Source organism: Streptomyces niveus (assembly GCF_001723055.1).
In the GTDB taxonomy this organism is placed as follows: Bacteria; Actinomycetota; Actinomycetes; order Streptomycetales; family Streptomycetaceae; genus Streptomyces; species Streptomyces niveus.
The window spans coordinates 1-13,258 of sequence record NZ_MDCR01000287.1 but is presented as its reverse complement, the minus strand read 5'-3'; the positions used below and the strand labels follow the sequence as shown (position 1 = coordinate 13,258).

Annotated in this window: 11 protein-coding genes and 2 pseudogenes; 6 read left to right on the top strand and 7 right to left on the bottom strand. The window is 71.6% G+C overall.

What is annotated here, in order from left to right:
• Position 1 precedes the first annotated feature (1 nt).
• Together BHU15_RS28520 and BHU15_RS28515 are read right to left on the bottom strand one after the other, a co-directional pair.
• Entirely contained in the window at positions 2-844 is an 843-nt protein-coding gene (locus BHU15_RS28520; protein ID WP_069629803.1) for a tautomerase family protein, read from the bottom strand.
• A gap of 173 nt (positions 845-1,017) precedes the next feature.
• Complete coding sequence (locus tag BHU15_RS28515) at positions 1,018-2,928, bottom strand: RICIN domain-containing protein (protein WP_069629802.1); 1,911 nt, start codon at positions 2,926-2,928, stop codon at positions 1,018-1,020.
• Between the two features lie 332 nt (positions 2,929-3,260).
• Here BHU15_RS28515 and BHU15_RS28510 point away from each other — a divergent pair, with 332 nt between their 5' ends.
• The gene (locus BHU15_RS28510) at positions 3,261-3,803 is read left to right on the top strand and encodes a TetR family transcriptional regulator C-terminal domain-containing protein (RefSeq protein ID WP_069629801.1); all 543 of its coding nucleotides are present in this window, start codon (positions 3,261-3,263) and stop codon (positions 3,801-3,803) included.
• A gap of 83 nt (positions 3,804-3,886) precedes the next feature.
• On the opposite strand, the gene BHU15_RS28505 is transcribed toward BHU15_RS28510, so the two are convergent.
• Positions 3,887-4,477, bottom strand: coding sequence for a helix-turn-helix domain-containing protein (locus BHU15_RS28505; RefSeq protein WP_069629800.1), 591 nt, complete (start codon positions 4,475-4,477; stop codon positions 3,887-3,889).
• 88 nt (positions 4,478-4,565) lie between these two features.
• On the opposite strand from BHU15_RS28505, the pseudogene BHU15_RS28500 reads away from it, so the two are divergent.
• Positions 4,566-5,545: pseudogene (locus tag BHU15_RS28500) on the top strand (NAD(P)/FAD-dependent oxidoreductase).
• Between the two features lie 47 nt (positions 5,546-5,592).
• Positions 5,593-6,288 carry a class I SAM-dependent methyltransferase gene (locus tag BHU15_RS28495; RefSeq protein WP_069629799.1) on the top strand — a complete coding sequence of 232 codons (696 nt, stop codon included), beginning with the start codon at positions 5,593-5,595 and terminating at the stop codon, positions 6,286-6,288.
• A gap of 27 nt (positions 6,289-6,315) precedes the next feature.
• Here BHU15_RS28495 and BHU15_RS28490 read toward each other — a convergent pair whose 3' ends face one another.
• Both BHU15_RS28490 and BHU15_RS28485 read right to left on the bottom strand, forming a co-directional pair.
• Positions 6,316-6,963 carry an HAD family hydrolase gene (locus BHU15_RS28490; protein ID WP_069629798.1) on the bottom strand — a complete coding sequence of 216 codons (648 nt, stop codon included), beginning with the start codon at positions 6,961-6,963 and terminating at the stop codon, positions 6,316-6,318.
• Entirely contained in the window at positions 6,960-7,859 is a 900-nt protein-coding gene (locus BHU15_RS28485) for a LysR family transcriptional regulator (RefSeq protein WP_069629797.1), read from the bottom strand. The genes BHU15_RS28490 and BHU15_RS28485 overlap by 4 nt, the downstream gene beginning before the upstream one ends.
• Positions 7,860-7,966: 107 nt before the next feature.
• Between BHU15_RS28485 and BHU15_RS28480 the strand changes: the two genes are divergently transcribed.
• The 3 genes from BHU15_RS28480 to BHU15_RS28470 all read left to right on the top strand — a co-directional run bounded on the left by BHU15_RS28480 (position 7,967) and on the right by BHU15_RS28470 (position 10,646).
• On the top strand, positions 7,967-8,794 hold the full coding sequence (locus tag BHU15_RS28480) for an oxidoreductase (RefSeq protein WP_069629796.1): 828 nt from the start codon (positions 7,967-7,969) through the stop codon (positions 8,792-8,794).
• A gap of 68 nt (positions 8,795-8,862) precedes the next feature.
• Positions 8,863-9,348 carry a MarR family winged helix-turn-helix transcriptional regulator gene (locus BHU15_RS28475; protein ID WP_069629795.1) on the top strand — a complete coding sequence of 162 codons (486 nt, stop codon included), beginning with the start codon at positions 8,863-8,865 and terminating at the stop codon, positions 9,346-9,348.
• On the top strand, positions 9,345-10,646 hold the full coding sequence (locus BHU15_RS28470; RefSeq protein ID WP_069629794.1) for an MFS transporter: 1,302 nt from the start codon (positions 9,345-9,347) through the stop codon (positions 10,644-10,646). The genes BHU15_RS28475 and BHU15_RS28470 overlap by 4 nt, the downstream gene beginning before the upstream one ends.
• A 41-nt stretch (positions 10,647-10,687) precedes the next feature.
• Here the strand turns inward: BHU15_RS28470 and BHU15_RS28465 are convergent.
• Positions 10,688-12,091, bottom strand: a pseudogene (locus tag BHU15_RS28465) (GH1 family beta-glucosidase); the annotation flags it as partial.
• 82 nt (positions 12,092-12,173) lie between these two features.
• Positions 12,174-13,103, bottom strand: a complete 930-nt coding sequence (locus BHU15_RS28460) for a carbohydrate ABC transporter permease (RefSeq protein ID WP_023536510.1) — start codon at positions 13,101-13,103, stop codon at positions 12,174-12,176.
• Between the last annotated feature and the right edge of the window lie 155 nt (positions 13,104-13,258).

The following is a 13,258-nucleotide window of genomic DNA, read 5'->3' as shown; positions in this document are numbered from 1 at the left end:
GTCAGGACCCCTTGCCCGCCGGGGCGGTGGTGGTGACGACGGCGGTGTCGGCGTAGAGCTGGCCGCTGACGAGCCTGCCGTCGGCCGTCTCGAACAGCCAGAGGTTGTGGAAGACCAGCGTCTTGCCCGTCGCCTTCGGCACGGCGGTGTTCGTCAGTTGCACGGTGAAGTGATCGTCGCCTTCGAGGACCTGGTCCACGCCGGAGGAGAAGGACTCCCAGACCTCCGCGCCGCCGGGCACACCCGAGAAGAAACCCCTGAAGGCCTCGGGGCCGGTGAACTCGCCGCCGTACGGGAGAGACGTGGGCACGCTGAGCAGAAAGTCGTCGCGGAGCATCGGCAGAATCAGGTCGAGGTCGCGGCGCTCGAAGAGTCCGGAGAGCGCGTAGGCCATCTCCGCCTTGGTGTAGGCCGTGCGGGCGGCCGACTTGTCCCGCGCCGCTTCCAGGTCCCCGGCGGCCTGGGCGTCGCTGCCGAGCACGCCGCCGGCGAACGAGAAACCGTCCGGCGGGACCACGGTGATCAGCACCGACACATCGGCCGGCTCGACGCCCGGCCTCTCCCGCAGCAACCGGACCAGGGTCTCGCACAGCCTTCGCCTGACCCCGGTTCCACGGTCGGCGGTGTCGGTGATCCTGAAGACGGTCCAGCCGTCGGAGCGCGAACCGCCCCGGAAGGTGCGGCTGAACACCCTCTCGTGCGGATCGTGCTGGTGGATGAGCTGGAAGACGTCCTCCGGATCCGCCTTCAGCTCGGCGACCAGGGCCTCGCGCACCGCCCGGGAGACGGCTTCCAGGTGCTCGGCGGACTTGCCGCGGGCCAGTGAGATCTCGACGAACGGCATGGGTGGTCCTCTCCTGGAGGCTCCGGCGAACCAGTCGGACCCTTTCGGGCCTCTGGCGCCAAATCTGCCACCGAACGGATCACCCCGCACACGGTGCCGTGCCCGGTCCCGCCGCCACCCGGGCGCCGGCGTGGTACGAGCCGGTGCCCGGGTGGCGGCAGTGGGGCGTGGGGCTACGGCTGCGCCGTCAGACGGAAGGTCTGGTTGGCCGCCTCCGTGCAGGGCTGCTGCGTCAGCGTGGCCCCGTTCCCCGTACCGCCGCTCACCGTCAGGCACTTGTTGCTGTGCCGGGCGGCGAACCGGTAGCGGTCGGTGGTGCCGATGCGCTGCGGTTGCCACTGCTGGTTGGTCGCACCGGTGTAGCTCCACAGGTGCGCGCGGGCCCCGTCGGCGGTGGCACCCGCTCCCCCGTCGATGTCCCACACCTTGCCGGCGTGCCGGTTGACGACCTGGTGGTAGCCGTTGCTGGTGGGCCTGAACTGCCAGGTCTGGTTGTTCGCGGCGGGGACGGAGCAGGCCCACTGCTGGAGACCGGTGCCGTCCGCCGTACCCCAACCGGTCGCGTCGAGGCACGCGTTGCTGCCGCTGTTGACGACCTGGTACCACTTCGCCGGGTCGATGGAGCCGTCGCCCGGGTTGCCGGTGTCGGCGCCGGTCCATACGAGGGTGGCGACGGCGCCCGCCGGCAGCGTGTACGTGGCGGAGCGCCCGGCGTCCGTGACGGAGAAGGTCCGGGCCGCGCCCGCGCCGTTCACGACGTACGCCGCCTTGCTGCCGTCCGGGTTGTGCCAGACGACGTTCTGCACGCCGCCCGCGCCCTGGCTGGTGGAGCCGATGCGGGTGGCGCCGGGCTTGACGAACTTGGTCAGATGCCCGAGGACGTAGTACTCGGCGTTGCGCGTGACCGTGTTGCCGTTGATCTCGACCACGCCGTTGCAGCGGGTGGTGCAGTGGCCCTGGTGGGGGCCGCCGTTCTGGTTCAGGGCGAGGTTCCACATGACCGTGGTCTCGCCGCCGTTGCGCATGTTGGCCACGACCAGGTTCTCGGCGTGCCACTTCAGCGTGTCGGCGAAGGTGCTGGCCGGGTTGTCGCTGTCGGTGCCCGAGCACTCCGTGAAGAAGACGCGCTTGCCGGCCTGCCTGATCTGGGACTGGCTGGTGGGCTGGCCGCCGTAGCAGTGGAACGCCGCGCCGATCACGCGGTTCATGCCCGGCGTCTCGGCGAAGACCTGGAGCGGGTAGTTCGGGTGGTCCCAGTTGTGGTCGTAGGCAAGGAGGTTGGTGGGCAGGTTCGCCGCCGTCAGGGTGCGGTCGAGCACCTTGAAGAACGCGGCCTGCTCACTGGCGGTCATGCTCATGGAGGGGTAACTCGTCGCGAACTCGGGCTCGTTCTGCACCGTCAGGTCGGTGAGTTTGAGACCCTGCTGCTGGTAGCCCTGGATCGCCTTCACCAGGTAGTCGGCGTAGTTCTGGTAGCGGTCGGTGCGCAGACTGCCGCCGTTGAGGCTGTTGTTGGTCTTCATCCACGCGGGCGGTGTCCAGGGGCTGCCCATGAAGCGGATGCCGGGGTTGATCGACACGGCCTGCTTGAGGACGGGGATGATCGCCTCGTGGTCACGGCCGAGGTTGAAGTCGCCCTGGTTGTCCTCGTAGGTGTAGGCGGCACCCTGGTTGAAGTCGGTGCCGCCGAGCGGCTGGCGCAGGTAGTTGATGCCGATGCCGTCGCCCTGCGCGGAGAAGAGCGAGGTCATCAGGGCGTTCTTCTGCGCCGCGGGCAGCTGGTTGATCAGATGTCCGGCCGCGCCGGTCACCGAGGCGCCCGCGCCGGTGAACTGCTGTTCGCGCTGGGCCGGGTTGACGTTGATGTCGATGGCCTGCGGAGTGGAGTTGAAGGTGATCTGGCCGTCCGATGCCAGCTTGCGGCTTCCGTCGGCCGTGGAGATCCACACCTGGGCGGTGGGATCGGCGGCCTGCGCCGTACCGGACGCCGTGAGTCCGAGGCTGCCGCCCAGCGTGAGCACGCTGAGCGCGACGACGGCTTTGCGAACGACGGTTTTTTGCAGGGTGTGCGGGGCTCTTCGCATATGTGGGGGCTCCTGCCGGTTCGTGTCCAACGAATCGCCTGCGGCCCGGGGCGTCCCGTGCCGTGGCCGGGTGGCGCGTCGGCGACATGAAAGCATGCTTACTAAGTACTTAGTAAGTCGTTGCGCCGAACTTGTTCCAGACGGAAGTTCCTTGGCCCGCACGGGCGTTGGGCGCGGACCCTGGGTGTGATCCGCGGCGCCGTAGACTGCGCCCGGTGAGCAACAGACGAGCGGGGGAACGGGGCGGCGCGACGGCCGGGCGGCCTGCCAGGCCGCGTACACCGCGCAGTCCGGGGGCACGGCAGCGGCGGGAGGAAATCCTGCGGATCGCCATGGAGACGTTCGCCGCGCGCGGCTACAACAACGCGTCACTGGCGGAGATCGCGGACCGCGCGGGTCTCACGCAGGCGGGCGTGCTGCACTACTTCCGGTCCAAGGAACTGCTGCTCACGAGCGTGCTCGAACTACGGGACCAGACCGACATAGAACAGCTCGGCCCCGACCGCCCGCGCGGACTCGCCTTCCTGCGGCATCTGATCGACACCTCGCGCCGCAACTCCGAGCGGGAGGGCATCGTACGGCTCTACGCGGTGCTCTCGGCCGAGAGCGTCACCGACAGCCACCCCGCGCAGGAGTACTTCCGCAACCGGTACACGGGGCTGCGGGCCTTCGTGGTCGACGCGCTGCGGGAGGCGGCCGAACTGGGCGAGGCGCGCGAGGACTTGGACGTCGAGAACGTGGCGAACGCGATCATCGCGGTGATGGACGGGCTCCAGGTGCAGTGGTTGCTGTCGCCGGAGTCGGTGGACATGGCCGCGTCGACGGAGCGCGTGGTGCTGTCCCTGCTGGCGTCGATCGCGCCCGCGAAGGACTGATCCGGCGTCAGCCGGCCTGCGGCGCCCGCCGTTTGGCCCGGAACAGCCCTTCCCCCTGCGGCCGGGTCGGCTCCGGGCGCTGTTCACTTCTCGGTGGGCCGGGCGCGTACGTGCATCTTCTCCCCCTGCCGACCGAAGATCGTGAGGAACTCCACCGCTTCCGTGCCCGCTCTGCCCCACCCGTGCGGGGTGCGCGTGTCGAACTCGGCGGCCTCCCCGGCGCCGAGCACCAGGTCGTGCTCACCGAGGCGCAGCCGGAGCCGGCCGGCCAGGATGTAGAGCCATTCGTAGCCCTCGTGCGTGCGCTGTTCCAATTCGCCGGTCTGCAGCGGGCCGGCCGGCATGATCTGCTTGTACGCCTGGAGTCCGCCGAGGTGGCGGGTCAGCGGGACGAAGGTCATGCCGTAGCGCGAGAAGGACCGCAGATGGACGCGGGGGTCGCCGGTCGGGGGCGCGTCCACCAGTTCGTCGAGTTGCACGCCGTACGCCTTGGCGAGCGGCAGGAGCAGTTCCAGCGTCGGTTTGCGTCCCCCCGACTCCAGTCGCGACAGCGTGCTCACCGAGATCCCGGTCGACTCGCTCAGCAGGGCCAGTGTCGTACCGCGATCACGGCGCAGGGCGCGCAGGCGTGGTCCCACACCCTTCAGGACGGTCGAGAAGTCGTCATCAGCCATGGTTCCATTTGCCACCTCGGCAAGTATTTTTGTCAACCGCGCGGCGGGGACGGACCATCTCCAGCAGTCGCAGATGGAGGTGCTTCGCATGAAGACACACAAGGTGGATTTCGATGTCGTCGTGATCGGCGGCGGGCCCGCCGGGCTGAGCGCGGCGCTGCCCTCGCGCGGGCGCGCCGCTCGGTGCTGGTGATCGACGCCGGTGAGCCGCGCAACGCCCCGGCGTCCCATGTCCACAACTACCTGGGCCGTGAGGGCATCGCGCCCGGCGAACTGCTCGCCGTGGGACGTGAGGAAGTGGCGGGCTACGGGGGCGAGTTCATGGCCGGCCGGGTGGCGACGGTCAAGGGCCCGGCGGCCGACGGATTCCGCGTCGTACTCGAAGAGGGCGCGGCCGTGGCCGAGGTGACGGCGAGCAGACTGCTGGTGACGACGGGCCTCGTCGACGAACTGCCGCCCGTCCCCGGTGTCGCCGAGCGCTTCGGGCGCGAGGTGCTGCACTGCCCGTACTGCCACGGCTGGGAGGTGCGCGACAGGCCCATCGGCGTTCTGGCGACCGGGCCGCTCGCGGTGCACCAGGCGCAGATGTGGCGGCAGTGGAGCGATGACGTGACGCTGTTCCGCCACACCGCGCCCGACTTCGACGACGAGCAGTACGAGCAGCTCGCCGCGCGTGACATCGCGGTCGTGGACGGGGAGGTCGCCGCCCTGGAGGTGACGGCCGACCGGCTGACCGGCGTCACGCTGGCCGGCGGGCGGGTGATTCCCGTCAGCGCGGTGGTGGTGGCGCCGCTGTTCACGGCGCGTGGGGGCCTCCTCGCGGACCTGGGGGCGCCGGCGGTCGACCGGGAGATGGCGGGTCAGGTGGTCGGCAGCCATGTCCCCACCGACCCGGCCGGCGCGACATCGGTACCGGGGGTGTGGGCGGCGGGCAACGTCGCCGATCCGGCGGAGACCGTGATCGGGTCCGCGGTGGCGGGGCTGCGGGCGGGAGCCGCGATCAACGCGGACCTGACCGCCGAGGACACGCGGCGCGCGGTCGCGGCGAGGCGGGGGGACGCGGCGTGAGCGGCGAAGACAGTGCGCGGGACCAACTCGGCGAAGGAGAAGCGGTAATGACCCACGGCCACACCTCGACGGACAACGGCACCCAGGAGACTGGCGGGACGGACGGGACGGACGGCGGTACGACGGAGGAGTTCTGGGACTCGCGTTACGGCGAGAGCGACCGCGTCTGGAGCGGGAACCCGAACACGGTCCTCGTCCGCGAGGTGACCGGTATGCGGCCCGGCCGGGCGCTGGACCTGGGGTGCGGCGAGGGGGCCGACGCGATCTGGCTCGCCGCCCGGGGCTGGCGGGTCACGGCCAGCGACATCTCCGGGGTGGCTCTCGACAAGGCGCGGCGGCACGCGGCCGACGCGGCCGGGGGTGTCGCCGACCGTATCGACTGGCAGCGGCACGACCTGGGGGTCTCCTTCCCCGCCGGGACGTTCGACCTGGTCTCCACGCACTTCCTGCACACACCGGGCGACATGCCGCGCGAGGAGATCCTGCGGGCCGCCGCGGCTGCCGTCGCACCCGGCGGGGTGCTGCTGATCGTCGGGCACGCGGGGCTGCCGTCCTGGGAGCCACTCCCCCACCCCGAGGTGCACCTGCCCACGCCGGACGAGGTCGTCGCCTCGCTCCAACTGCCCGACGGGGAGTGGGAGGTGCTGCTCAGCGAGGAGCACGAGCGGATCCAGACCCGCCCCGACGGCCGGCCGGGCACACGTACGGACAACGCCGTGAAGGTCCGCCGCCGCGCGGTGTGAGGAGCGCGGGGCCACTGGGCGGGCCGGTCAGCCCGCCCAGTGGCCGAGGGCGGCGGCGAGCGCCGCCCCCAGACCGGCTGCGTCGCGGTGAAGGACACCGGTCATGCCGAGCGCGACGGCGGCGTCCACGTTCTCCTGCCGGTCGTCCACGAAGAGGCACCGGTCCGGGGGCACGCCCGCGCGCCGGACGGCGATCTCGTAGATGCGGGGGTCCGGTTTGGCCACGCCCACGTGGGAGCTGTTGACGACGCTGTGCGCGAGGCCGGTCAGCCCGAGGCGGCGCAGGTCCTCGTCGAGCCAGCGCGTGGCGTTGGTGACCAGCACCAGCGGGCAGTGGTCCCGGACGCGCCGGAGCAGGCCGACGACGGTCTCGTCGGCACGGAAGTCCGCGGTGGTGAACGCCAGTGCCAGGGCCTCGGCCTCGTACGGCGACACGCGTGGCAGAAGTCCCTGGACGATCGAGTCCGCCCACTGTTCGCGGGTGATCCGCCCGAGCAGCAGGGGCAGATCGTTCTCCGGGGCGTAGCCGACGGACGCGGTGGTGCCTTCGGGGAGTCCCGCCGCCCGTTCGAGGCGTGTCACCTCGGAGGTGTCGTAGAAGCGGATGACGCCGTCGAGGTCGCACAGCACGGCGTCGAAGGGCGGGAGGCGCGTGCCGCGCGGGTTCGCCGTCACGCGGTCGTCCCGTGCGTCGCGCGTGCCGCCTCCACATAGGCGCGTACGAGTGGGCGGGTGTCGTCCGCCCGCCAGGCCAGGGCGAGTTGGGCGGGCGAGAGGCCGGCGACCGGCCGGGTGACGACGCCCGCGCGTGCCACCAGGGGTGCGTTCCCGGCGGCGAGCAGACAGACACCGAGCCCGTCCACGAGGGCTTCGTACGTCTCGTCGGGACTCGCGATCTCCGCGCCGATCACCGGGGGCCGGCCGTCGCGGGCGTCGGTGGCGAGCCAGTGGTCGCGCAGTGGTCCGGCGCTCTCGGGCAGCGCGAGGAACGGCTCGTCCAGCAGGTCGGCGAAGTCGACGGTCTCGCGCGCCGCGAGGCGGTGCGACTCGGCCATCGCCACCAGCCGGGGCTCTTCGGCCATCACGGTCCAGCGGTAGCGGGCGCCGTCGGGCAGCGGCAGCCAGACGAAGGCCACGTCGCTCGCGCCGTCGCCGAGTCCGGCCGTCGTGTCGGACCAGTTGACCTGGTGGAGCGTCAGCGCGGCCTCCGGGTGGGCGGCGGTGAAGCGTGATCTGATCGCGGGCAGCATGCCGCCCCGGCCCGGACTGGTGCTCATCCCGACGGCCAGCGTGGCCCGCTGCGCGGCCTTCGCCTCCTCGAACGCGACGAGGCCCGTGTCCCAGTCGGCCAGTACCCGCCGGGCGTGCGGCAGGAGCGCCGCGCCCGCGCTCGTGAGCCGTACGCCGTGCCGGTCCCGGTCGAACAGCGGCGCGCCGAGTGTCCGCTCCAGCATCCGGAGTTGCTTGCTGAGGGCGGGCTGCGAGACGAAGAGGCGCTCGGCGGCGCGCGTGAAGTGGAGCTCCTCCGCCACGGCGACGAAGTAGCGGAGGTCCCGGCCGTGCACGTCCATAACCAATGGTTATCACGGAGGGTCTTGGACCCGCGAGGGCGTCCGGGCGCAGGCTCGTATGTGCGGGCCCCACCGACGGACGGGCCCCATCGACCGAGGAGTACGGCATGAGCAGGGTATGGCTGGTCACCGGCGCGAACAGCGGTTTCGGACGCGCGATCACCGAGGCGGCGGTGGCCGCGGGTGACACCGTCGTCGCTACGGCCCGTCGTACGGGGACGCTGGACGATCTGGTCGCGCGCCACCCCGACCAGGTCGAGCCGGTCCGGCTGGACGTCACCGACACGGCGCGGATCGACGCGGTGGTGGCGGACGTGGCCGCCCGGCACGGCCGGATCGACGTCCTCGTCAACAACGCGGGCCGGACACATGTCGGGGCCCTGGAGGAGACCACGGACGAGGAGCTGCGCGCGCTGTTCGAGGTCCATGTCTTCGGCCCGGCGGCGCTGACCCGCGCCGTGCTCCCGCACATGCGGGCCCGCCGCTCGGGTGCGATCGTGCAGCTCAGCAGCATGGGCGGACAGATGTCCTTCGCGGGCTTCGCCGCCTACAGCGCCACGAAGTTCGCCCTGGAGGGCATGTCCGAGGCGCTGGCCGACGAGGTCGGGCCGCTGGGCATCAAGGTGCTGGTGGTGGAGCCGGGCGCGTTCCGTACGGGGCTGTTCGGCGGCAAGAGCCTGAGCACGGAGATCGAGGCGTACGCGGACACGGTGGGCCCGACGCGGCGGATGGCCGCGACGGTGGACGGTACGCAGCCGGGCGACCCGGCCAAGGCCGCCGCCGCGATCCTGACGGCGCTGGCCGCCGAGCGGACGCCGCTGCGGCTGCCCCTGGGCCCGGACGCGGTCGACGCGGTGACCGGCCATCTCGACGCTGTCCGCGCGGAGATCGCGGCGTGGGAGGACGTGGCGCGGGACACGGACTTCGACAGCTGAGGCGCAGGCGGGAGACGGCGGCGGAACAATCACCGCGTGATTTATCACCGCGCTGTTATATTAGCGCTGTGACATCTTCCGATCCCACCACGCTGCCCGACCCCTGGCAGCCGCTGCACACCCTCCTCGCCGCCATGGACGCCGAGATCGAGCAGGTCTACGTCTCGCGCGGCATCGAAGGCGTACGGCCCCGGTTCGCCTATCCGCTGATCCGGCTCGCGCACAGCGGACCGCTCACCATCCGTGAACTCGCCGAGTCCCTGAACCGGTCGCACTCCGCCCTCAGCCAGACCCTCACCGCCATGCGCAAGGAGGGGCTGGTGACCTCCGAACCGGGGCCCGACGCCCGGACCCGGCGGATCGATCTGACGGAGCGCGGGCGGTCGCTCGTACCGTTCCTGGAAGCCGAGTGGCGTGCCACCCACGCCACGGTCGCCGAGCTGGACGCCGAGATCCCGTACGCGCTGACCGCCGTGGTCGATGAACTGCGGCAGGCCCTGGACCGGCGGTCGATGCGGCAGCGGATCCTCGACCATCTGGTGGAGCCGCGGTGAAGGGGCGCGGAGGGTTCATCGACACGCGTCCGATGCGAAGCAGCCGGCCGTTCCGGGACCTGTGGATCGGCTCCCTGGCCTCCCAGCTCGGCGGTCAGATAGCCACGGTGGCGGTGCTGGCCCAGGTCTGGGAGCTGACCGGCAGTCCGGTGGGCACCGGTGCGATCGGGCTGGTCACCGGTGTCGCGACGCTGTTGTTCGGGCTGGTCGGCGGAACGCTGGCCGACGCCGTCGACCGCCGCACGGTCGTACGGGTCTCGACCGGCGGCCAACTGCTGGCCGCCGCCGGGCTGTGCGCCCAGGCCCTGGCGGGCAACCGGAACGTCGTGGTGCTGCTCGCCCTCGTCGCCACGGGGGCCGCGTGCGGCGCGCTCGGCGCGCCCGCCCGGCGGACCTTCCCGGTCCGGCTGCTGCCGCCCGACCAGGTCGCGGCCGGGCTCGCGCTGAGCAACATCTCCTTCCAGGCGGCGATGCTGGCCGGGCCCGCGCTGGCCGGGCTGGTCATCGCCCGCTGGGACTTCCCCGCCGCGTACGCCGCCCAGGCCGTGGCCGTCGCGATCTCGATGCTCTCGGTGATCCGCCTCCCACCGATGCGCCCCGAGCGCACCGGCGCGCCGGACGGTAAACGCCGGGCGCAGCGCGGCGGTTGGCGGATCGTCCTGCAACGCCCCACCCTGTGGGGGATGATGGCCACCGATCTGTCGGCGACGCTGCTCGCCATGCCGATCGCGCTCTTCCCGCTGGTCAACGAGGCCCGGTTCGGCGGCGACCCGCGAACCCTCGGGTTCTTCCTGTCGGCCGTCGCGGTCGGCGGGATCACGGCCGGCCTGCTCTCCGGCACGGTGACCCGCCGACGCCGCGCCGGCCTCGTCCAGCTGAGCGCCGCCGGAGTCTGGGGTCTGGCGCTGGCCGGGTTCGGTCTGGCCGGGCCGCTGTGGCTGGCGCTCGGCTGTCTGGCCGTGGCCGGGGCCGCCGACACGGTGTCCGTGGTCACCCGGAGCGCGCTGGTCCAGTTGGAGACCCCGGACGCGTACCGGGGGCGGGTCTCCTCCGTGGAACATGTCATCGGCGTCGCGGGCCCGGAACTCGGCAACTTCCGTGGCGGCCTGGTCGCTTCGGCGACCTCCGCTCCCTTCTCCCTGGTCTCCGGCGGCCTCACCGCCACGCTGGCGATCGCCGTCGTGGCGGTGGTCAACGGCCCCCTCCGCGCCTACCGAACGCCCTCTCCGGCGTCGACCACATCACCCGCACCGGCGGCCACCACCGAACCGGCCCCGGCCTCGGCGCCGCCCGCGTGAGACCCGTCGGCGCCCGCCTGAGACCCGTCGCCGCCCGCCGCCAGACTGCCGCTGCGCGTCAGCTTCGCGTACCAGTGCGCGCTGGACTTGGGGATACGCCGCTGGGTGGCGTAGTCGACGTACACCGCGCCGAAGCGCCTGCTGTAGCCGTAGCCCCACTCGTAGTTGTCGAGCAGCGACCACAGGAAGTAGCCGCGTACGTCGGCTCCCGACTCGATCGCGCTGTGCACGGCGGCGAGATGGTCGCGCAGGTAGTCGATGCGCTCCGGGTCGTGGACCTCGCCGTCGGGATTGGCGTAGTCGTCGAACGCCGCGCCGTTCTCGGTGATCATCAGCGGCAGTTCCGGGTGGTCCGCGCGTACCCGCATCAGCAACTCGTACAGGCCCTGCGAGTCGATCGTCCAGCCCATTGCCGTCCGGGGGCCCGGCGTCTGGTGGAAGGCGACATTGTCGGCGGCCGGCCAGGGGCTGTGTTCGCTGGCGCCGTGGCCGTCCGAACCGTGGGCGGGCGGCCCCTCGTGATGGGAGACGAGCGTCGGCGAGTAGTAGTTGACGCCGAGGAAGTCCAGCGGCCGGTGGATGAGCGCCGGGTCTCCGTCCTGGACGAAGGACCAGTCGGTGAGCGACGAGGTGTCGGCCACGACGTCCTCGGGGTACGCGCCCTCCAGCATCGGTCCGGTGAAGACCCGGTTGGCGAGCCCGTCGATCCGGCGGGCCGCGTCGCGGTCCGCCTCGCTGTCGGTCAGGGGCCGTACGAGGTGGAGGTTGAGCGTGACGGACAGCCGCGCGTCCGCCGGGAGCCGCTCGCGCAGCGCCTGGACGGCGAGTCCGTGGCCGAGGTTGAGATGGTGGGCGGCGCGCAGGGCGTCGACGGGGTCGGTACGTCCTGGGGCGTGCACCCCGGAGCCGTAACCCAGGAACGCGCTGCACCAGGGCTCGTTGAGCGTGGTCCAGGTCTTGACGCGGTCGCCGAGCGCGTCGGCGACGAGGGCCGCGTACTCGGCGAAGTGTTCCGCCGTACGGCGCTCGGGCCAGCCTCCCGCCTCCTCCAGGTGCTGGGGAAGGTCCCAGTGGTAGAGGGTGACGACCGGTTCGATGCCCTTGGTGAGCAGGTCGTCGGTGAGGCGGCGGTAGAAGTCGAGTCCTTCTTGGGAGGCGGGGCCGCTGCCGGTGGGCTGGACGCGCGGCCAGGACACCGAGAAGCGGTAGGCGCCGACGCCGAGGTCCGACATGAGGGCGGTGTCCTCGCGCCAGCGGTGGTAGTGGTCGGCGGCGATGTCGCCGGTGTCGCCGTTGCGGACCTTGCCGGGGGTCCGCGAGTAGACGTCCCAGATGGAGGGGGTGCGGCCGGCTTCCCGTGCGGCGCCCTCGATCTGGTAGGCGGCAGTCGCGGTGCCCCAGAGGAACTCGGGCGGAAAGACTCGTACGGAGGGGGATGTGGCCACGAGGGTCCCTTTCAGGAGTTGAACTGTGTTCCGTGTGCTGGGTGTTACCGGGGAGGCGCGGGGCGCGGGGGCGGCGGGAGGGTCAGCCCTTGACCGCTCCCTGCATGATTCCGCCGACTATCTGGCGGCCGAAGACGACGAACATCGCCAGCAGCGGCAGGGTGCCGAGGAGCGCGCCCGCCATGATCACGGACTGGTCGCGCACATAGCCCGCGCTGAGTTGGGTGAGGGCGACGGGGACCGTGGGGTTGGTCATGTCGAGCGCGATGAACGGCCAGAAGAAGTCGTTCCACGCGTGCACGAACGTGATCATGAAGAGGACGGCCATGGGCGGCCGGGCGATCGGCAGCACGATGCTCCAGAAGATACGGAGCGAGTGCGCGCCGTCCAGGCGCCCCGCCTCGATGAGTTCGTCGGGCAGGGCCTCCTTGAGGTACTGCCGCATGAAGAACACCCCGACGGCGCTGACGAGTGTCGGGAAGATGACCGACGGGAGTGTCTGCCCCCAGCCCAGGTCGGCCATCATCATGAACAGGGGTACGACTCCGAGCTGCGGCGGCACCATCATCGTCCCGATGACCAGCAGCAGCAGGAGGTTGCGTCCCCGGAAGCGCAGCTTGGCGAAGGCGAAGCCGGCCAGGGTGGCGAAGAAGACCGTCGACAGCGCGATGACGCCGGCCACGATCAGGCTGTTGAGCATCGCCTTGCCCAGGGCCGCGTCCTGCCAGGCGATGCCGAGGTTCTTGAGGAGGTTGGGGCCCGGCAGGAAGGGCGGCGGGGTCTGCGCCACACGGGTGTTGTCGGTGGAGGCGGCCACCACCGTCCAGTACAGCGGGAAGAGCGAGACGAGCGCGGCGATGCCGAGCAGGAGATAGGCGAGCGGTCCGGCGTGGTGGGTGCGGCCGGCGCCGGGGCGCAGCGCGCGGCGGATCCGGCGGCGGTCGGTGGAGGCCGGCGCCTTGTGCGCGTGGTCGTGCGCGTCCGCCCGGACGGGTGCGGTGTCGATGGTCATGCGGCTGCTGCTCCCTGGTCAGGACGTGGCGGACGGCGTGGACTTGGTGTTCTTCGTCGGGCCCGTGGCCCGCGTCCGGCGCGACGTGACACCCTTGACGACGCGCTGGAGGACGAAGGCGAGCACGAGGATCAGGAACATCGCCCAGGCGATCG